The following is a 20,982-nucleotide window of genomic DNA, read 5'->3' on the forward strand; positions in this document are numbered from 1 at the left end:
AATCTCGGTTTGAAGCCTTACCAAAGACCGGTAAGTCTCCAAACTCGCCCGGTGGTGTAATGGCTAAAGCCATAACGCCACACCCACAGCTGGTGAATGCTCACATCTCTTCCGACTTATTTATTGGATTTTATGATTCAGTTTTAAATTGCCATTGTTCAACTTATTACTTTCATCCTCTTCTTTAATTACATTACGAAAAAAAATGACCAATTATCTACATACTTGATAGATAATTGATCATTTAAGTTTGGTGGTTCTAATACTCGATTTTCATCAAAAAAAATAACCGCTCTAACTTTGGCGAGTTAACGGCTGTTTTTTAAATTAACGTAGCCATTTGTCTTTAACAAGACCACCGAGCTACAGGAAGGATGTTCAATATCCCTCTTTTTTTGTACAAACGTATTATAGCAAATAAAGGTTTGACCTTCGTCAATCGTGTTTTACAAATAACACTTAATTTTCTAAAAGACTATTGAAAAAGTGAGCTATCTACATATTTTTATAGATAACTCGCTTTTTTGTTTCTTTTAAATAAACAATTCAAAATCAGTAAAACTAATCCACTGCCCGTACCAATAAAACTAGTCTACTTGACTGACGACCCGAAATAGATAAAGCTAACACTCAACTTAGCCGGAGGTCGATAATGATGATGTAGCCAGCTGTGCAAGTGGAGTTAGGGATTTATCCCTTACTCCACCGACGTATTTTGAAATTCGTGTACTCTGCGAAGTTCAAAATCGAGGCGCGAGACGCAAGGCTTTCACCGGTCGCATAGCAGGCTAGCATCGTCATTATCGACCGGAGGCGGCAATCAAATTAAACACTGTCTGAAATCGTCCAATTAACTCGAGTTTTATAAACTCCTGCGACGTTCCATTTAGACTCGAGATATAGCAAGATCCCGTTGTCCTTATCCCATCCTAGTGAAACTAATTCTTCATCTTTGACTGTATTCGCAACTACTGCGGGTTCTTCCAGAAGATTAGTATATTTACCATTGTTGTAGAAACGTAATTGACCTGCGAAAATATCGCCTGCATCAGTTTGTAATGGTGAATCCTGTGAGACTGACACTACCAAAGGGTTCTTATAACGGCGCATATCTTCAACTTCCATCATATTATTCGGTAAATTTAACTCATCTGGCCGTGCTAGTGTTTTTGAGGCACTAATGGAATTGATGGTTCCATAGTCAATATCATTTACCTTATTAACAACTACTGAATTAGTTGTATAATTCAACGTCTCGTCATTACCAAATTTTTGATAAGTATTATTGTCGTCATTTTTACCAGTAATATATGGTACAGATGTGTAGCTTGTCTTCGAATCAATCCCAGCAACAGTTGTATCGACTTCGATGGCATGACTTTCATTGATTTTGAAATTTAACCCAGAAATAATTAAATCCGTACTGTTAGTATCATCATTATCAACTAATTTATAATTTGTCGTATCTTTGCCATCCAGCTTAACACTGGCAACTTGAGTTCCCTTACGCAAAGGCAATGTGTAATCTGCCTCCTTCAACGTTCCTGAGGTACTCTCATTGGTAACTGTATCCTTGTATCTGACTAAATCACCGTTATTAACACCAAAAATCACCGTGTCAGTATCGTTGTTGTCGTGGAAAGTTTCATTACTCAATGTATCATGCAATTCCAAATCAGGACCACCCTCTGGCAGCACGTGTAGGTATGCATCTTCTGTCGTGTAGGAATACATTTTCCCATTATATTTAACTTGAATAATAGCTAGGAAAATCGTTCCATCGTCATCCAAAGTAGTCGCCGGTGTTGTGTAAGAAAGTGCTTGCGGATCATCTTTCAAAATCTGCGTTCTTGAGTGCGTGATTGGGTCTTCTTTGTACCATTTAACTGTGTAGTCATTGTCCCCATCACTGTCATCTTCATCTTCATCATCTAAATCTCCAATATTTCCTCGGAGATCAAAAGTAGCAGTGCTTCCAGCATGAACCGTCTGATCTTCCAGTCCTCCACCAATCAATACTTCGGTCGATCCAGTAATATCTTTACCACTTGGATTATGCATCGTTGCAGTAACTGTAACGACACCACCGAGACGATTCGTATTAGCTGTAATCAGTCCATCTTCTTCATCGATTGTTGCTAAATTAGGATTATCAATACTCCATGAAACAGTACCAGTAAAGTTTGCAGGTGTCGGAGTAGCATGAGCATAAGTTTCAATATTAACAATATCATTAACTGAATTGTATAAATAATCATCATCCGTTGTTACTTTCACGCTTGTCGCATCCACTGGTTCTGGCACGGCATGTACCGTTGCTACATTAGAATAAAGTTGCTTTGATTTAACTATACCTAATACCGTTGACCAGTAAGTTTCAAGTTGATAATAGGTGGTTCCCGTCGTTGTTGGAGTAAGTTTTAATTTCTTATCAGTTCCGTCTTTTTTTGGTGATACTTTTGACCAATTTTTCCCATCAGTCGACTGATACCACTGATAATGACGCACCAAAAAAGCGACACCAATTATTTGTGCTGCCATTGAACGTCTGGCATCTGCATAAACTGTCTTTGTCTGATCAACTTGAATATAAGTTTCTTCAGCCGGTTGTAAAATATATCCGCTTCTAGTACGCAAACCTAGAAAGGACCTTGCATTACCACTGGGCTTTTTATATGGCGTTACTTCAGTGACTTCCGCTTCTTCAGCACTCACTTTTTTATATCTACGATTAAACGAAGAGGCAGAAAGTATGGAAATAAATATTAATATTATTAACCAACGTTTTTGTGATTTCCGCATCATTAAACCCCTTACATTATTTATGTATAAAAAGTATATCATCTTACAAATTGTCTATATAATCAGTTTAGATAATTTAATTTTAGCTAAAATGATTCAAATTATAAGAAAGATTATTTGACTTTTAATTGAATTTGGACCTTGGTTTGTCTATCATTTCCAGAGCTGAGAGTATTCCAACTAATTTTTTATGAGTAGATATATGGGCAATATCTCTGATATCTTATATAAATTATTGCTGTGGATGCTAAAACATCGGTCACATTCCAACAAACTAAATCTTTAAAATATTCCAGCCTCTGGGTGCCAGTTTTTTCACCAGCAGTGAAGGTGGCGTAATGGCTAAAGCCATTACGCCACCGGACGACTTTTGAGACGCGATTTTCGGCTCAAAAGCGAGGTGCGAGACCGCACTCTGGCTCGCACCGGTCCTCACAGCAGGTGAAAAAAAACTGGCACCCGGAGGCGGCATATTTCAAAGCAACCCACCAAAGTTTAAAATTTTCTTTACTCTTTATTAGGTTTCCTTTAAATATCCTTAAGATACCTATATAAAGGCAATTAGGGGAAATTTTTCATGTTAGAATTACACTAATTTAATGTTAGAAGGGAATTATTATGGGAAAGAAAAATACACAAGACTTTTCCCATAACGGGGAAAGAACTATGGAAAATAATGTACTCTCACCTAAAGTTAAAAAATTAGCTCGCGATGATGTTGAAATTGAAGTTCACTATGTTGATTCTCTTGGCAAAGAAATCTCCGACTCTACTACGATCAAGGGCCATTATCTAGATAAATTAGATATTCCTTGGAAAGAGATACCTGGATTTGTTCTGTCATCAGTCACAAACTTTCAACAAACATTTATCCCTAATTCTGACGGAATCTATTTAGTTTACGCTAACCAATTGTCAGCTCCGGTCATCGTTTATCACCGCAATACTGACGGAAAATTAATCTCTGATCCACAATATCTTGAAGGCGACTTGAATCGTAAATTCGACACACAACCGCTTGAAGAAGCTAATCATTTCTTAGTTCACTCACCTAGAAGTGCTAGCGGCCAATTTACTTCACGCGTTCAAGAACAAGAATATGTCTACAATGTTTTGCCAGTGAAAGACATCAAGATCAACAAGAATCTTTTCATCGAAACAACTAATAATGTTCGTGTCTTCAGCGAACCTCTTAACAAAGTTCCACTAGAAAAGACATTGCCTTACGGAACAACTTGGAAAGCTTATCGTGCTGTTCAAGAAACTTACAATAAAACTGTCTGGTATAACCTTGGCGGTAACACTTGGATTCCTAGTACTGAAAGCATCAAGACACGAATCATCAAGCAGACAACGCCTCGTCAAGAAATGTTGAACAGTCCCTTATCCGAGACTGCAAGCAATATCAGCTACACTTATTCAATCATTGATTCGATGGAAATCAAGCGTTCGGTTAGAGTTATGTATTACAAAGACCAATATATTACCGCTTGGAAGACACCTTATGGCGACATGGATAACAAGCGTTTCCGTGGCGGTCAGGATGTTTTCGTTAAGAAAATCGTTCAACTCGATAACTACAGCGTTTGGGCTGAGTTGAGTGACGGCTACTATATCGAAAGTAAATATTTAAATCTATAGAAAAAAGAAAGTGTGACAAAACATGGTCAGCTTTCGAGCATTAGGGCAAAGAGACTAGTAATCCGATTTTGGATTGCTAGTCTCTTTTGTTTGTTTTAAGCGGAAAAAGCTATGTTTTGTTGCACGTTTACGCTGAAATGTTTAAGGCAAAAATTGTTTTATCACAGTCACATTTTTTGTACCCTTTTAATGCCGCCAACTAATGTATCTATAAACTCAATAGTTAGCTTACTTATCAGATTATTTCTGCCTCATTTAAACTATTCAAGCAATTTTAAAGAACCTCAACTCGCATATGATCAAAGGTGCTAACAAATAACCCAATATTCGCTATTTATCAACGTTTAGACCAATTTTAATGAGTTCTTTAGTATCAAAAATGATATAATGTAAGCGTATACAAAACGTGGGGTGTTAATGAAAGGATTTGCGCTCGGCTTCAAAGGAGAGATTATTATGGATCACACAGAAAACAGAACAGAAGAATTGATTGGACTTGTTATTATTTATATTTTCGCGTTCGTCGCGGTATTCTTGGGCTTGTTTGCCCTCTACTTCCACTTTACAACAACTATGTCTGTTGCTTGGATGGTTAAGCTGCTGTTCGTTGACTTGGCCTTGATGATCTTGGCAATTCTCAAGCCTCTTTTTGATATTACAGTTGATTTCTTTAGAGATATGATGAAAAACTAAAATATATTTAATGATGGTACCAGACAATTCTTACAACATCAGAATTGTCTGGTATTTTTTCAGTTCATATATGTTATCATTAACATATGTTATTAAGTACATATGTACTGGAGGATTAAAATGAACTATTGGATTTTAGCTTTAACTTTTTTAAGTGTAAATTTAGATTTCTTCTTCATGCTTATCTTTTTATTAAAGAAATATAAATTATCGCATGTCCTATTCGGTTACCTTTTGGGAAATATTATTTTGTTGGCAGCCAGTTTTATTATTGGCAAAACTCTAGCAGCTTTTCTACCGGAGTGGATTTTAGGAGTTTTGGGTATTCTGCCGATTTACTTAGCCTTCCATGATGATGACGACGATGACAATCAACAGACAAGTCATAAATCAGAAACTTGGAGTACTTTAGTTACCTACTTATCAGTTTGCGCCGGTTGTAATCTCTCAATTTTTCTCCCCGTTTTAGTCGGTGAAACGATACCTAACTTTGTCATCACGTTATTATTTATCGGTAGCCTGACTGTCCTAGTTGTTTTACTGATTAAACTCATAGCCAATATTCCGGCAGTTTCCAACATCATGGAGGCCCATGGCGAGAAATTGATGAAAATATGTTACGTGCTGATTGGGCTATATGTCTTTTGGGACAGCGGTTTAATCAGTCACTTAATTGCTCTGTTCTAATGCTGTATACTAGAATTAACTACTGGCAAAGGACTTACAATAATGGCTAAAAAAGAGCAAGTGAAATTGATTAATTCTAAAGATTTAATTGAATCCGAACGAATTTTTAAATTATTAAGCAATCCCAATCGATTACAGATGCTAAAACTTTTGGAAGATAACGAATTAAACGTCAATGAAATTGGTCAAACTTTGGATATTGAACAGTCCGTTGTTTCCCATCAATTAGCAATTTTAAAAAAGCACCAACTGGTTAGTTCCGAAAAAGAAGGTAAATTCAACTACTACCGCTTAGATGATCCACATATCTTGGATATTATTAATGAAATGTTGGAACACGCTGACCACGTTGTGCGTGGCAAAAAGCACGGTGAATAAAAATGAAAGCTATCAATTCTTAAATGAATTGACGGCTTTTTCTTTTAGGTAATTACATATTAAAAAGTAAAATGCATAGTAGCATTATGATATCAATCATGTATTATTCGTAAGCGCACTGATACATCACTGATTAGTAAGTCACTTGTTGACTTTTTGTAAGCGCAAGCATATCATTCAATATGTAATTACTTATTAAATTATTTGGAGGACTTAATTATGCTTGAATATACTTTAAACGAACTTGAGAGATTGGTTGATCACACTAACTTGCACGCTTACGCTTCGGATGCAGATATGGTAAAACTTTGTGATGAGGCAAAGGAATATCACTTTAGAATGGTTGCTATTAATCAAGTACAATCCAAGGTTTGTTATAATGAATTGAAAGATACTGACATTGATATCGGTGCTGCAATCAGCTTCCCACTCGGTCAAACGACTATTGAATCTAAGTTATTCGATATTAAGAATGCTCTTGAAAATGGTGCTAATGAAATTGATTATGTAATTAACATTACGGAAGTTAAGAATGGAAACTTCGCATATATCAAGGATGAGATGGAACGTATCGTCAAACTTTGCCACGACAATTCAGTCTTGATTAAAGTTATCTTTGAAAATACTTACCTAACTAAAGATGAAATCAAGCACGTTGCGGAAATTGCTAAAGAAGTTAAGCCTGACTTTATTAAGACTTCAACTGGTTTCGGACCTAGCGGTGCTAAAATTGAAGATGTTAAATTGATGAAGGAAGTTGTTGGTGACGACGTTTCTGTTAAAGCTGCTGGCGGTATCAGAAATTCTGACGATTTCTTGGCTATGATTGCGGCTGGAGCTGACAGAATCGGTACAAGTAGCGGTATCAAAATCATCGATGCCATCAAGCAACGGATGGAATTTGATCACGTGGATTCAATTAAAATTGATAGAAAATATCAAAAAAATATGAAATAACAGGAGATTTACCTTATGAATGGTGGGAATTTACCAAAACATACATTAATCGAAAATGATTTGCTTTCAAAAATCAAAGACAGTACATACAAGCCTAATACTTTGATTCCCAAGGAAACTGAACTAATGGAAATCTATGGCGTTAGTCGTCCCACCGTTCGTCAAGCAATTCAGGCACTGGTCGATAAGGGATTATTAGCCAAACGAAAAAAACGTGGCACTATCGTTAAGCAAAATAAGATTTCTCAAGAATTCACTCACACGATTGAAAGTTACGATGATGACGTGAAAAATAAAGGCTTAACTCCCAAAACTCACGTAATTTTATTGCAGAAGGAATTGCCTAATAACGAAGTCTGCGAACATCTGGAAATTGGCAAAAATGATTATGTTTTTAAACTGGTCAGATTACGTTACGCTGACGATCAACCAGTCGTTTTGGTAACGAGTTACATTCCATACAAAGTCTTCCCTGATTTGGATAAATTCGACTTTAACGATGTTTCGTTGTATGCCACTTTGGATTCTCACGACTGCCCAATCCTACAAGTTCGCCGTAAATTGGAAGTATTATCCGCTGATGAAACGACTGCCGATTTATTGAACATTGACGAAAATGATCCAATCTTCTACTTCCACACAACCGGTACAACCAAGAATGACGTACCCGCTGAATATTCAATCGCTAAATATCGTGGCGATATTAACTCATTTGAAATTTTTATTAAAAGATAGCCAAAAAGGCGTTGATCCTCTTGTTTACTAATCAAAAGAGAATCAACGTCTTTTTCTTACATATTTAATTTAAATTAACATTCTACTTGACTGTAACGTTTGGGTACAGTTTAGAATAAAGAAATACGAAACTTAGACAATACAAAAAATGTAGAGGAAAAAATTTAAAATGTCACATCCAAATAAAAAATTTAATAACGTTCAAGAATGGCTCGGGGTACCTTACGGCACTTCCAATCGGTTTCAAAAGGCTAAAATCGTTCCATTCGAATCTAACCACGAATATAGTCAAAGTGGCCCGGCATCGGTGCAACTAACAGATCCTGCCTTTTTAAATTCTGACAAAGGTGAAAGTGAGGATTGCTTAAATCTTAATATCTGGGCTCCAGATAATGTTACAGAAAAACTACCAGTCGTTGTTTATATCCACGGTGGTGGTTGGACTTATGGCGCTAATTCTCAAGATACGTCAGATTTATCTGGCTTAGTCGCTAGTGGCAAAGTTATTGGCGTTTCCCTTAACTACCGCTTAGGACCACTTGGTTGGCTCGAATTATCTCAATATGGTGGAAAATTTAAAGATGCCAGTAACCTAGGTCTACAAGACATCATCCTAGCCCTAAAGTGGATTCAACAATACATTGGATCATTTGGTGGCGACCCCAGCCAAGTTACTATTACAGGCCATAGTGCTGGTTCATTTTCATTACTAACACTTTTAGCTATACCTGAAGCTGACGGATTATATAAAAGATTGGCACCATTCTCAGGATATGCTGCACGTTACATCCCAGCTTGGTGGGCAGAAGAATTAGCAGACAAAGTTTTAAAAACACTCGAGCTAACTTCACCAGAGCAATTATTAACGGTTGACAACAAATCACTAATCGATGCAGTCAACAAAGTTTTACCAACTGACGTTTTGAAACGCGGTAATCTAAATACAATTTCCATTGGTATCGTCGACGATGAGTTTTTACCAAACGGAATTTTAAAGGCTCATCCCGCAGACGTTATTAAAAGTGGAACACACAAAAATGTCGACCTAATAATAACTTCAACAACGGCCGAAGCAAGCTGGTACGCTGCTAATATTCCAGACAATGTTGATCCAAAAACAATCGAAAATGTAATCGATGAAATGGTTTATGATTGCCATATTCCACGCAAACAAGCTGAGGCTATTGCTTTACATTGTGGAGCTGGCAAAGATTCACCTCTCAATGTCAGAACTAAATTCTTCACAGACTATAATTTCACCTTACCTGCTATTAGAGAAGCACGCGATCACGCTCAAGCTGGCGGACGCGTTTATCAACTAAGTGTTGGACCAGTGGAAGGTTCCCCTGCTTATCACGGTACCGATATGTACGGTATTGTTGGTCAAACTGCGCCTAATGCTAGTAAAGAGCAAATCAATCGTGATAAATTTATTAGTCAAACATTACTTAATTTTGCTACTAATAAATATGAAAAGTTATGGTCACCTGTGAAGGCAGATCAATTAAATATTAAGGATATTGGTCAAAGACCCTATAAAGGAACCGAACATGCTAAAACTGTGCTACAGCTATTTAAAGGCATTGCTCGTCCATAATTAATATTTTTTACAGTACATATTGAGCTTTCATCTTTATAACTAATAAGAAAGGTGTTCATAAACACCTTTTTTTATTTGGCCAAATTAGGTTTCAAAGGAGAAGAATAAATTTTGACAAATAAATCCTCATTTTTTTCAAAAGATATTGTTTACGTCATGTTAGCAACATTCTTTTATCAATTTAGTATTCAGGCAATTAACCCACTGATGAATGGGTATGCTCGTAATTTAGGGATTAATAGTGCTTTTGCCGGCATCATTGTGGGAGTTATGAGTATTACCTCAATGTTATTAAGACCTTTTGCTGGAAATTTGACTGATCGAATTTCTAAATATCGTTTAGCATTAATCGGTGGAAGCTTATGTGCTATCAGTGACTTTGGATACCTTTTTGCTTCCAATGTAACTTGGCTACTATTTTTTAGAATTATCAACGGTGTAGGTTTCGTCCTATGTACTGTTTGTTTAGCAACCTGGATGGCATTTCTAGTCCCACGACAACATCTTGGAGCAGCAATGGGATATTACGGATTATTGAACGCTCTTGCAATGGCAATTGCCCCTGCCCTAGCAATCAGTATCTACCAGCGTCTAGGTTATAAATTCATCATTATTCTGGCAGCCTTGAGTGCTGTAGCCATGGTGGTCGTCATACAACTAATCGATAACCACGCCAAACCTTCGGTTAAGTTAGAAGGCCAACACTTTAAGCTTATTCAGCGAGATGCATTACCAGTGGCAATAATCTTTTCACTATTATCTATCCCCTACTTTGTAACTCAAGCTGATATCGTCATGTACGTTCAAGAACGTCATTTGAGCATCACCGTAAGCCTATTCTTTTTATGTTACTCAATCGCTCTGATTATTATTCGGATTCTATTGAAAAATTATTTTGATACTATCCCATTTGGAATTTGGTTTTCTATCTGCATAATTGCGACCATTGGTTATATCATCCTATTAACAATAATGCAAAATAACTTTGAAATGATCTTGGCAGCTATCTTAATGGCAATTGGTTTTGGGGTTATGGTTTCTGTCTCCCAATCAACCTCCCTTTTACTGGCGCCCTTAGAAGAACAAGGACTTGCTAACGCCACTTATTATTTGGGAAGCGATATTGGTATGTCCCTTGGACCAATCATTGGTGGAATCCTGCCGACTATTTTTCCACTAAAGTTCTTTTACCCAGTGATGTTACTTATTGTTCCATTAACGGCAATTATCTATTTATTTAATCGTCGTAAACTCAATTCTGCAGTGCAGTACAATTAAAGTTATATTAATGCTTTAATTAATTTGATAGTGTTTTTTCAAAGGAGCTAAAAATATGTTCTCATTAACTTTCAATGTTGGTGGCTTTTCTCTTAATCAAATAAAAGACCAACTTCAAAAAAGCCAGATTGGTCTCAATCCAAGTGCTGAAAAACTGTTCACTGATCCTCGGCTGGTTCTTTCTCAAGAGCCACATTTAGTAACTTTAAACATTTTGACGATTGCTGAACTAAAATTAACAACTACTGCTACTTTGCCAAACATTCTTCTGGCTGCTAAAGAGCAAGGCTACAAACTTTGTCCGTTAGAAACAGCTATTTACTGCCGTTTATTCTGGCAAAATCAACCTGTCAGCGATGATCACGCCATGCACCGACACAAAGCTCCTGACTCGGCCGTTACCATTGCTTCACCCATAACTTCAACTGATGTTAACCAGCCTAAAGGATTTTATCTACGACACGTTAACAATCGTTTATGGTTAAGAGGTTACATTTGTGACGACGACTTCATCTGGCAACCAGAAGATTTATTTGCTTTCCAAAAATGACTGCTCTAAAACATATTTTCTTAAAATATTAAAAATCCTCTACTATTTAGATTTTGAATCTAATAGTAGAGGATTTTTTTACAAACTTCCCAATGCAAAAACTACTGGAATCGTAATTAAACTTAAAATAGTCGACAAACTCATCAACGAAATAGCAGGTGCGGTATCACCATCAGCTTGCAACGTGAATAACACAACCAATCCAGCTGCCGGACAGGCCGCCATCACAATAGTTGTATAAAACGCAATGCCAGTTACACCGATAACTTTCAACAGCACTATGCCAATAATTGGAAACAGTAAATTACGTAATAAAATCGTCAAACCAATTTCTTTATTCAACATATCACGGCTGAACTTAATATTGGCCAAACTATTACCAATCACAATCATCGATAGTGGCGTATTAATGGAACCGACATATTTGATAACTTGATTAGTGATACTTGGCATTTTGAATGAAAAGATGAATATTAAAATTCCTAGAAAAATTGCGATAATATTCGGATTCAGCAACACCTGTCGCCAATCAGTTTTCTCAACCGATCCATGCTCATTATCATTAAATAGTGACACCCCTTGAGTCCAACTGAAAATATTGAACGCTGCCAAAGACACAACCGCAAAGAATACACCCTCGGAACCAAACAACGCACTAATCAATGGAATCCCCATGAAACCAGCATTGGAATAAATACTGCCATACTGTGCAATCCGTCGCAAATTCTGATTTTTCAAGCGACCGAAGACTAATTTAGCCACAATAATTTCAATAATATAAAGTAAAAATACGCCAGCAATCGCCAACAAGAATTGCTTGATTCGACTGCCAGAATACGGCTGTTCAAATGCATTAATAATCAAACATGGCGAAACAATATAGAGTAAAACGTTGGTCAAATCACTTGAAGTCTGCGAATGCATGAATTCCAATTTGTTGATTAGAACCCCCACCAGCATTAAGCAAAACATCAAGACGATTTGATTTATCAATTGTCCAATATTCATATATGTACTCCCCTTAGTTAATCCATTATACAAATATTTCATGCCAAAAAGACAGCTTCTTTGAAATTAATTAAAGGATGCCGACTCCGGTTGGCAGAGATTTTCGCCTGCTGTGAGGTACGACTTGAGCTAAGGTCTCAAGTCTCGCTTTGAAGCCTTACCAAAACCCGGTAAGTCTTCAAAGTCGCCCTGTGGTGTAACGGCTAAAGCCGTAACGCCACTTTCACTGCACGTGAAATCTCTGCCAACCTCCGTCTAAGTTATTACTTTGTTTTGAGTTATTCTTTAACTTCAGCATATAATTGATAACTCACTAAAATAATTCAGGAATCAAAATCATTTTGGACATTCAGAATAAATTACGAAGAAATGTGAAGAAATGTAATGGATAGATTTTTATTCTAAGTTCAATTGAATATAAACTTTTTCATAAATTAATACCAACCAAATCAACAGTTAACTTAGCCGGATAGGACGAATGATGAGGACCTGCTGTGCAAGTGGAGTTAGGGATTTATCCCTTACTCCACCGACGTATTTTGAAATTCGAACGTTTTTCTCGAAGTTCAAAATCGAGGTTCGAGACCTTGGCTCGAACCGGTCGCATAGCGGTCCCCATCATTCGTCCCATCCGGCGGCATTAAAAAAGCCCTGAGTAAAAAACTCAGAACTTTTTTATACTCGACGACGGCTGGTTGCAGGATATCCTAATTGCTCACGATACTTAGCAACGGTTCTTCTAGCAATCTTCAATCCATCATCTTTTAACATTTCAGAAATCTTTTGGTCGCTCAATGGCTTAGTTTTATCTTCGTCATCTAAGATACCTTTAATCTTGTTCTTAACTTGATCAACTGATTGTTCCTCACCGACAGTAACTTTACTTCTACGTGAGAAGAACTGTTTCAATTCAAAGATACCAAAATCAGTTTGGATATATTTTCCATTAATTGTTCGACTTACAGTTGACTCGCTCATTTGTAGTTTCTGGGCAACATCACGAATCAACAGTGGTGCCAACGAATCAGTCTCTTGCATGAAGAATTTATACTGTGCCTTGACGATACATTTACCGATAATTGATACAGTCTCAATCCGTCTTTGCAAATTATATTCCAAAGTCTTGTATTGATTGTATTTATCATGAATGTACTTCTTTACATCTTCGTCGGTTGACTTGGCTAGTCGATCGTATGTTTCCTCGGCGAAAATCAATTGTGGTTGACCATATTTTGTAACAGCTAAGCTCAATTTGTCACCATTCTTCTTAACGGCTAGTTCTGGCACAACATATTGCTCGTTTTGTGAAGTATAACGTTGGCCAGGATTTGCTGACAAGGACTGGATAAAGTTAACGTCATCCTGCAAGTCAGCGTTAGAAAGTTTCAAAGCACGTTTTAATTTCTTCCATTCATGTTTGGTGAACAATTCAAAATTATCACTCAACATAGACATGACAGCTTTATTAGCGTTATCAGCTTCTGCTTGAAGATACAAGCATTCTTGTAAATCACGGGCCCCAATCCCGGGAGGATCAAGCTGATGCAAAAGTGTTTTCGCATCAAGCAACATAATTGGTGTAATATCGTCGACTTCCTCAAAAATCTCATCGTCCGATAAAGTTAGATAACCGTTGGGATCAAGCTGTTCAATCAAATAAACAACTAAGTCTCGTAACGGAGTCTTTCTCATAGTCAACTGGACTTGATCCAATAAATATTCAAATAATGACTGCTGCTCATCCTTTATTTGATAGCCATTGCCACCTTCATTATCAACAAATGGCATATCCAAATTAACGTGAACATCGAAGAGTGGATTTTCCAGACTCTGTTCACTCAAATAATCGGCCAAATCAATGGCATCTGATTGCAAAATTAAAATTGATTGTCGCATTCCTTGCGTTAAAGACAACCCTTGAACTTGTTTTTGATTCACATTCTGTTTAAGTTCCATCAGGTTCCCTCCCCTCTATTAATTAATAAATAAGAATCATAATTTTTAAATTCCACTTCCGGTTTTGAGGGAGAAAGGTTAACTTTTTCCCTCAAAACCTCCAGCTAGTTCATCTTTATCAACAAAGCCTCTATATTGATAAAAACCACTTTTTTCTATAATCCAAAGCATATAATTTAAAATCATCACATCACGCGCAACGACCAAACTACTAAAATCTATAAAGTAATATTCTAGCCGGAGGTGATACCTAAAAGCGTTTCCATTTTGTAACTACTATAATGATAGCGCTTTTTTATTGATTTGTGTTTACTCTCAAAAAAATTTTATTTTCGAATATTTCTTTTAACATCGATAAATGAACTCAAACCACTCGAATCCAGTCTAATCAAGCGGTCTCGAAATTCGCTTCGATCCAAATTCATCTTATCTTCCTTATAAATCCGAAACAGCATCAAAGTATTACGAATCAAGAAATTGGCACAAACTGTTGCGTCTAATTTCGAAATATCGAATGTTTTAAAAATTGCGGCAGATAAACCTTGGGCAACTTTCTTTTCAACTTTTCTAGCCAAAGAGCTGTACTCATCCGATGTCATCATCAAAGTGTAAAACTCTCGTGACTCCTTGAAGAAATCGAGAACTTGATCAAAAAGATAACCAGGTTCGGATAAACCTTGATTCAACGGCTTTTCAATCATTATTCCTAAGAGTTTTCCGGCAATTTCATCGACCACTGTATTCGAGAAATCCTCAATCGAATCGTAATGTAGATAAAATGTCTTGCGATTAATATGAGCTTTTTCAGTCAGTGCCTTCACCGTAATATTGCGGTAACTTGTCGTGCTTGCCAGTTGTCGGAAAGCCGTCTGCAAGGAATCATTTGTTTTTTGAACACGAAGATCAACTTTATTCATCTTTTCTCCTTTAAACTTTATTACACACATTGGGTATTTTTGTTGTGGACTTGGAATTTTTTCAGTTTATTATTTAAGCCACAGTTGAGTATTAATTTTCGAGACAACTATAACATATCTAATTTTATAAAGGAGATTAATATGATTAAAGCAGAATGGAAATATTTGATAAAACATAAATTTATGATTATCGTTTTTGCCGTTATGATTTTTATCCCATCCATCTATTCGGTCACGTTCCTGAAATCAATGTGGGACCCCTATGGAGAGCTGCAGGACCTGCCTGTCGCAGTAGTTAACGACGACCAAAGTACTACTTATCAAGGTAAAAATTTGGCAGTTGGTAAAGATTTGACCAAGAATCTCGAACAATCCAAGGCTATGGATTTTCACATTCTAAATTCCAGTTCCACGGCTGACAAAGGATTAGCCAGCGGTAAGTATTACATGGTCATTACCATCCCCAAAGATTTTTCCAAAAATGCGACAACACTACTTAATAAGCACCCTCAGAAAATGATTTTGCATTATGAAACGAGCGCCGGTCACAACTTCACCGCTTCTAAAATGACTGCTTCCGCTGCTCAAAAAACCGCTCAATCAGTCTCTGAACAAGTGACGAAGACGTATTCGAAAACTATGTTTAACTCCATCAAGCAACTATCTGCCGGTATGAAGAACGCCGCAATTGGTAGTCAAAAGTTAACTACTGGTGGCGTAAAAGTTGAAAGTGCCGATCAACAGATAACTACTGGCTTGAATACTCTGGCAAAGAGCTCTCTGACCTTCTCTAATGGCGCTGATACTCTGAATCAAGGTTTGAACCAATATATCACCGGTGTTAATCAAGCTGAATCTGGTTCCAAGACTTTGAGTAATGGTCTGAATCAACTTGATAATAAATCAGTCACTCTTGTAAATGGTCTTGGACAATTGTCAACTGGTAGTAATGCTCTATCAGCTGGTTTGCAAAACTACACCAACGGCGTCAGTTCGATTAATTCGTCAGTTGGAACTTTAAATTCGGGTGCTAAAGCGCTCAGTTTCGGTACTGATAAATTATCAAACAGTTCCAATGATTTGAATTCTGGATTATCACAATTACATTCTGCCAGCCAAAACTTAACGGCTAATCTTCAAAAAGTCAGCTCTGGTTTAACTGATAACACCTCACAACTCAACAGCTCGATTGATACTATGAAAAATCAGCTGACGACAACTAACTTCGATCAAGCAAACAAATTAAAAAGTGATTTAACCAGTTTACAACAAGCTATCAACAACCAATCTAGCACAGACGTCACAACTAAAATTTCTCAAGTGGCAGATCAACAAGGTTTAACCACCGCACAAAAGAATGCTATTTTAGCTGCCGTTACTGACTCCAATACTGATAATTTAAACAAAGCCGCTGTCAATTTGACTTCTGATGTCAACCAGTTAATGACAACGCAAGCAGCCGCTACCGAGCAACTCAACGACACACAAAATTCCTTAACATCCACACAAGATAACTTATCCACCGTTATTGCACAGTTAGCTGCCAGCTCAAATGAACTGACAAATAAACTAGGCGACACGACAAATGGTATGGCACAACTAAGCAGTGGCATCGGTCATATTGACAATAACACGACTAAATTAGTCCAAGGGACCACAGCCTTAAACACTGGCACTAACCAACTTGCGGTAAAAAACTCAGCTTTACTAACTGGAACCAACACTCTAAATAACGGTCTGAATGAAATCAGCTCACAGACACCAACCTTAACTTCTGGAATCAATCAGCTCGACAACGGCGCCAACACTTTAACCACAGGTATCACTAAACTCACCGCTAATGGAAATCAACTGACGAGTGGTTCTAGTCAACTTGCTAATGGTGCTAACCAAATATCTAACGGTTCAAAAACTTTATCCACTGGTTCTGCACAGATGGGCTCAGGTATCACCCAAATAACCACTGGTAATCAAACTATTGCTAAGCAACTTGCCACTGGGGCTAAAAAATCCAATTTCAAGCCAACTAATCTAACTTACAATCAACTAGCCCAGCCTGTCACAACTAAGCACAAAGAACGCGACAAAGCACCTAACAACGGAACCGGCATGGCACCCTACATGTTGTCTGTCTCGCTTTTCGTCGGTGCTTTAGCTTTCAACTTAATGTTTGATATTTATACACCAAGAAAATTCCCCAGAACTGGGGTCGCATGGTGGGCCAGCAAATCAACTGTTACCGGCATATTCGTTCTTGGCGAAGCTGCAGCAGTCTTCATCCTCTTGAATTTAATCGACGACTTGAGACCAGTCCAAGCGGGTGCAACGTTCATCGTCCTACTTTTAACTGGCTTAATGTTCATGTCCATCGTCTACTGGCTAAACTTAGTTTTAGGAAAAGTTGGTTCATTTCTCAGCATGATCCTACTAGTATTCCAGCTCGGTGGCTCTGCAGGTACATATCCAATCCAGCTATCCAACGGCTTTTTCCAAGAAATTCATCCCTACTTGCCAATGAGTTACAGCGTCAACGCCTTGAGACAAACGTTGATGATTGGCGATTCAGCTAAAAGCGATATATTGGTATTGCTTGCAATCACAGTCGTCTTCTCACTATTAAGCATTGCGTTCTTTATTCGCAGAAAGTCCAGCATCAATGAAATCGACTTTACCCAAGAAGCAGCTGAACACTCACTCGTATAACCTACAAAGTGTATGAAATTCTCTCTGGCAACGGAACCGGTTAACCCAAAAGGCTCAAGATTAACAGATGATTTGTCTGCTGATTTTGAGCCTTTTTGATTGCATAATTAAAATTGGTACATATTAAAAATACTATTAAGTCAGTATTAAAATTTAATTGGGCTATTTATTTTACTTACCTTAATATGGAGTCATATACTCTAATCGTAATAATGAATAAACATATTACACCCTAAATGTTGGAGGTTAAATTTCAACCAATTATTAGGCGACAAATACAATAACCTCTGACTGGCAATAATATAGTTGACTACATCATTGCCACTTGGAGGCGGCTTTCAACATTTAGTAAATTTACTCCATTATTAACTGGAGGTCTGAAAGATGAAATTAATTAAGAGAGAATTTTTAGCTGTGACATTAGTAGCTATCTCTATTCTTGGTTTATTCATTGCCCTAATGCTTCTACTATCCCCCGGTACGCAAACTGTTCAAGCTGCTACGACCTCACCGCCAACTACAACTACAACAACTTCTTCGCCGCCAAAGACAGTAACCCAAGCAGCAACTATTACACCCACTCCCAAAGCTGAATTAACCGTAAATGGGCTAACCAGTGCGGATGCAGTGATTACTGATATGGCAGGCAATCCTATTAAACCAAACGATCATTTATACGCCTGGTCAAATTTCAACATTAAATATAATTGGAGTATTCCAGACGGTGTTCCAATTGATGCTGGTGATACAGTTACATTTGAATTACCTGATGGCATCGCTACACCTGGTGATCTGACATTTCCTATTTACGACTCTAATGGCGTTGAAATTGGTACTGCCACACTCAAGGCTGGCGCCACATCTGGTACGATAACTTTCAACAGTGCTCTTGAAGAAACTACTGCTAACCGTAACGGTACTTTATCACTAGTCGCCAAAGGTACTAATACTGGTGATGATAATGAAGGTACTAACTGGATGTTTAACAAAAACGGTTGGATTGCAGGTTATGGTGCCAAAACAAATCCTAACGAATTGACTTGGAACATTGCTTTCAATCCAAACGAACACAAACTGACAAACGTCGTCATTACCGACACACTTGGTCCCGGACAAGAATATATCCCCGGTTCACTATCAGCTGTCGGTGGATCATTTGGTCCTAACGGCTTCGTCAGTGGTGGATTCCAACTTTACCCAGATGTAAAAGTCGAAGGGAATCAAGTTATTATTACATTCCCTGGTGAAGTAAGTTCTGCCGTCGATATTTACTATCGTACAAAAGTAACTAACACCAATCCTAATGGTCCAACAACTTGGACTAACCACGCTACCATGGGTTCCAGCGAAGGCAATTACTCCGTTGACTCATCAACTTCTTGGGGTGGTTCTGGTACCGGTGGTGGTGAACAAAAAGATGGTTCTATCACAATCACTAAAACCGATGCCCAAACTAACCAAGCTCTAGCCGGCGCATCATATGAGTTAAAAGATGCCCGTGGTCGAGTTATCGTTTCTGATGCGACAACTGGCCCAGATGGTAAAGTTGTTATCAGTAATTTACCTTACGGTACTTACACTTTGCTAGAAGTCAAAGCTCCTGATGGTTACAAGTTGAATGCTAAAACACATACCTTTACCATTCCAACCAACGACTCCATCAATTTGATGGCTAATGACAAAGATGATGCTTTACCCGGTGGCGTAATTTTAAAGAAACTCGACCCTGATTCCAAAGACACGATTGCCGGAGCAGTTTTTGATTTGCTCGACAAGAATGGCAATATAATCAAACAAGGTATGGTAACTGATGGTAATGGTGAAATTGCCGTCGATGACCTACCCGCTGGTGAATATTCATTCGTTGAAACTCAACCTGCGGCTGGATATGAACTAAACACAACTCCAATCGAATTTACTGTTGTTGCCGGTCAAACAACTCCAGTCGAATTGGAGAAATTCAATGTTTCAACAACCGTCGTTTCTAACACAGGTACCGTTGTTTTAACAAAAGTTGACGCTACATTAGACAAACTCTTGCCCGGTGCAGTCTTCGATCTATTAGATAGCAATGGTCAAGTTCTCCAAAGCGGTCTAACTACTAACGCTGAAGGTCAAATTGTTATTTCTAACCTTGAAGCCGGCGACTATTCATTCGTTGAAACCGCTGCTCCAGATGGTTATGAACTCAATGAGACACCTATTGCATTCACCGTTACAAAAGACATGACCAATACTTTGGAAGCTAAAGATAAGGAAATCGAAAGTCCTGATATCGATCATCCAGGAGAACCCGAGAATCCTGAAGAACCTGAACCCCCTGTCGTTAACCCCGAAGAACCTGGCAATCCTAGTGAACCTGAACCTCCTACTACCAACCCTGAAGAGCCTGGTAAACCTGGAGAACCAAAGCCTCCTGTTACTAACCCTGAAGAGCCCGGTAAGCCTGGAGAACCAAAGCCTCCTATTACCAACCCTGAAGAACCTGGTAAACCTGGAGAACCTAAACCTCCTGTTACCACTCCCGAAGAGCCCGGTAAACCAGAAGTTCCAGAAATCCCTGGCGTAACAACACCTCCTGTTTATCCAGAAGTACCTGTTACACCTGAAGTTCCCGGCAACGAAAATGACGAAGGTCAGGTAACTCTTCCTGGTACACCAGGTACAACTCCTGCACCAAGTCCAAGCGTCACCTATCCTTCAACCGGTAGCAATACCGGATCAGGCTATGGCAAGAACAAGTTCCCACAGACTGGTAATGAAAATAGTCTATTAATGATTATGGCTGGCTTCTTTATCGCTTTGTTTGTTCTACTAAAGCATCTGATTAAGAAATTGAATTAGGAAAATCCTCTGATAAATTTTAATTATCAGGGGATTTTTTGTTTCTTGCCGTCTCCAGAGCTGAGCATTATTCATACTGCAATGCGGAACGGCCCGAGCCAAAGTGCGGTCTCGAACCTCGGTTGAAGCCTTTCCAAAGTTCGGAAAGGCTTCAACTCGCCCGGTGGTGTAACGGCTAAAGCCGTAACGCCACTTTCATTGCAGATGAATAATGCTCAGCTCTTCCGACTAAT

Annotated in this window: 15 protein-coding genes; 11 read left to right on the forward strand and 4 right to left on the reverse strand. The window is 38.1% G+C overall.

What is annotated here, in order from left to right; genetic code table 11:
- Window positions 1-825 precede the first annotated feature (825 nt).
- On the reverse strand, window positions 826-2,805 hold the full coding sequence (locus JP39_RS08480; RefSeq protein WP_137619718.1) for an Ig-like domain-containing protein: 1,980 nt from the start codon (window positions 2,803-2,805) through the stop codon (window positions 826-828).
- 615 nt (window positions 2,806-3,420) lie between these two features.
- Here JP39_RS08480 and JP39_RS08490 point away from each other — a divergent pair.
- The 9 genes from JP39_RS08490 to JP39_RS12765 all read left to right on the forward strand — a co-directional run bounded on the left by JP39_RS08490 (window position 3,421) and on the right by JP39_RS12765 (window position 11,321).
- A complete protein-coding gene (locus tag JP39_RS08490) occupies window positions 3,421-4,443 on the forward strand; it encodes a MucBP domain-containing protein (protein ID WP_041500484.1) in 1,023 nt (340 codons plus the stop codon).
- A 456-nt stretch (window positions 4,444-4,899) separates the two neighbouring features.
- On the forward strand, window positions 4,900-5,136 hold the full coding sequence (locus JP39_RS08495) for a hypothetical protein (RefSeq protein ID WP_041500483.1): 237 nt from the start codon (window positions 4,900-4,902) through the stop codon (window positions 5,134-5,136).
- 120 nt (window positions 5,137-5,256) lie between these two features.
- Window positions 5,257-5,823, forward strand: coding sequence for a cadmium resistance transporter (locus tag JP39_RS08500; protein ID WP_041500481.1), 567 nt, complete (start codon window positions 5,257-5,259; stop codon window positions 5,821-5,823).
- Between the two features lie 42 nt (window positions 5,824-5,865).
- The gene (locus JP39_RS08505; RefSeq protein ID WP_041500479.1) at window positions 5,866-6,201 is read left to right on the forward strand and encodes an ArsR/SmtB family transcription factor; all 336 of its coding nucleotides are present in this window, start codon (window positions 5,866-5,868) and stop codon (window positions 6,199-6,201) included.
- A 219-nt stretch (window positions 6,202-6,420) separates the two neighbouring features.
- Window positions 6,421-7,158: a deoxyribose-phosphate aldolase gene (gene deoC / locus JP39_RS08510; RefSeq protein WP_041500478.1), complete on the forward strand. Its 738-nt coding sequence runs from the start codon at window positions 6,421-6,423 to the stop codon at window positions 7,156-7,158.
- A gap of 15 nt (window positions 7,159-7,173) precedes the next feature.
- Window positions 7,174-7,893, forward strand: a complete 720-nt coding sequence (locus tag JP39_RS08515) for a GntR family transcriptional regulator (protein WP_041500477.1) — start codon at window positions 7,174-7,176, stop codon at window positions 7,891-7,893.
- Between the two features lie 169 nt (window positions 7,894-8,062).
- On the forward strand, window positions 8,063-9,490 hold the full coding sequence (locus JP39_RS08520; RefSeq protein ID WP_041500476.1) for a carboxylesterase family protein: 1,428 nt from the start codon (window positions 8,063-8,065) through the stop codon (window positions 9,488-9,490).
- Between the two features lie 114 nt (window positions 9,491-9,604).
- A complete protein-coding gene (locus tag JP39_RS08525) occupies window positions 9,605-10,771 on the forward strand; it encodes an MFS transporter (protein WP_041500474.1) in 1,167 nt (388 codons plus the stop codon).
- A gap of 55 nt (window positions 10,772-10,826) precedes the next feature.
- On the forward strand, window positions 10,827-11,321 hold the full coding sequence (locus JP39_RS12765; protein ID WP_245626323.1) for a helicase: 495 nt from the start codon (window positions 10,827-10,829) through the stop codon (window positions 11,319-11,321).
- Between the two features lie 78 nt (window positions 11,322-11,399).
- Here JP39_RS12765 and JP39_RS08535 read toward each other — a convergent pair whose 3' ends face one another.
- From JP39_RS08535 to JP39_RS08545, 3 genes are all read right to left on the reverse strand, one after another.
- A complete protein-coding gene (locus tag JP39_RS08535) occupies window positions 11,400-12,329 on the reverse strand; it encodes an AEC family transporter (protein ID WP_041500473.1) in 930 nt (309 codons plus the stop codon).
- 675 nt (window positions 12,330-13,004) lie between these two features.
- Window positions 13,005-14,285, reverse strand: coding sequence for an RNA polymerase factor sigma-54 (gene rpoN / locus JP39_RS08540; RefSeq protein ID WP_041500471.1), 1,281 nt, complete (start codon window positions 14,283-14,285; stop codon window positions 13,005-13,007).
- Window positions 14,286-14,611: 326 nt separating this feature from the next.
- Window positions 14,612-15,202 (reverse strand): TetR/AcrR family transcriptional regulator, encoded by a 591-nt coding sequence (locus JP39_RS08545; protein WP_041500469.1) that lies wholly within the window; start codon window positions 15,200-15,202, stop codon window positions 14,612-14,614.
- Between the two features lie 141 nt (window positions 15,203-15,343).
- Here JP39_RS08545 and JP39_RS08550 point away from each other — a divergent pair, with 141 nt between their 5' ends.
- Complete coding sequence (locus JP39_RS08550) at window positions 15,344-17,905, forward strand: YhgE/Pip domain-containing protein (RefSeq protein WP_041500467.1); 2,562 nt, start codon at window positions 15,344-15,346, stop codon at window positions 17,903-17,905.
- 384 nt (window positions 17,906-18,289) lie between these two features.
- Window positions 18,290-20,749 carry a SpaA isopeptide-forming pilin-related protein gene (locus JP39_RS08555; RefSeq protein ID WP_041500465.1) on the forward strand — a complete coding sequence of 820 codons (2,460 nt, stop codon included), beginning with the start codon at window positions 18,290-18,292 and terminating at the stop codon, window positions 20,747-20,749.
- The last annotated feature ends 233 nt before the right edge of the window (window positions 20,750-20,982 follow it).

This window comes from Companilactobacillus heilongjiangensis, assembly GCF_000831645.3.
GTDB classification, from domain to species: Bacteria; Bacillota; Bacilli; order Lactobacillales; family Lactobacillaceae; genus Companilactobacillus; species Companilactobacillus heilongjiangensis.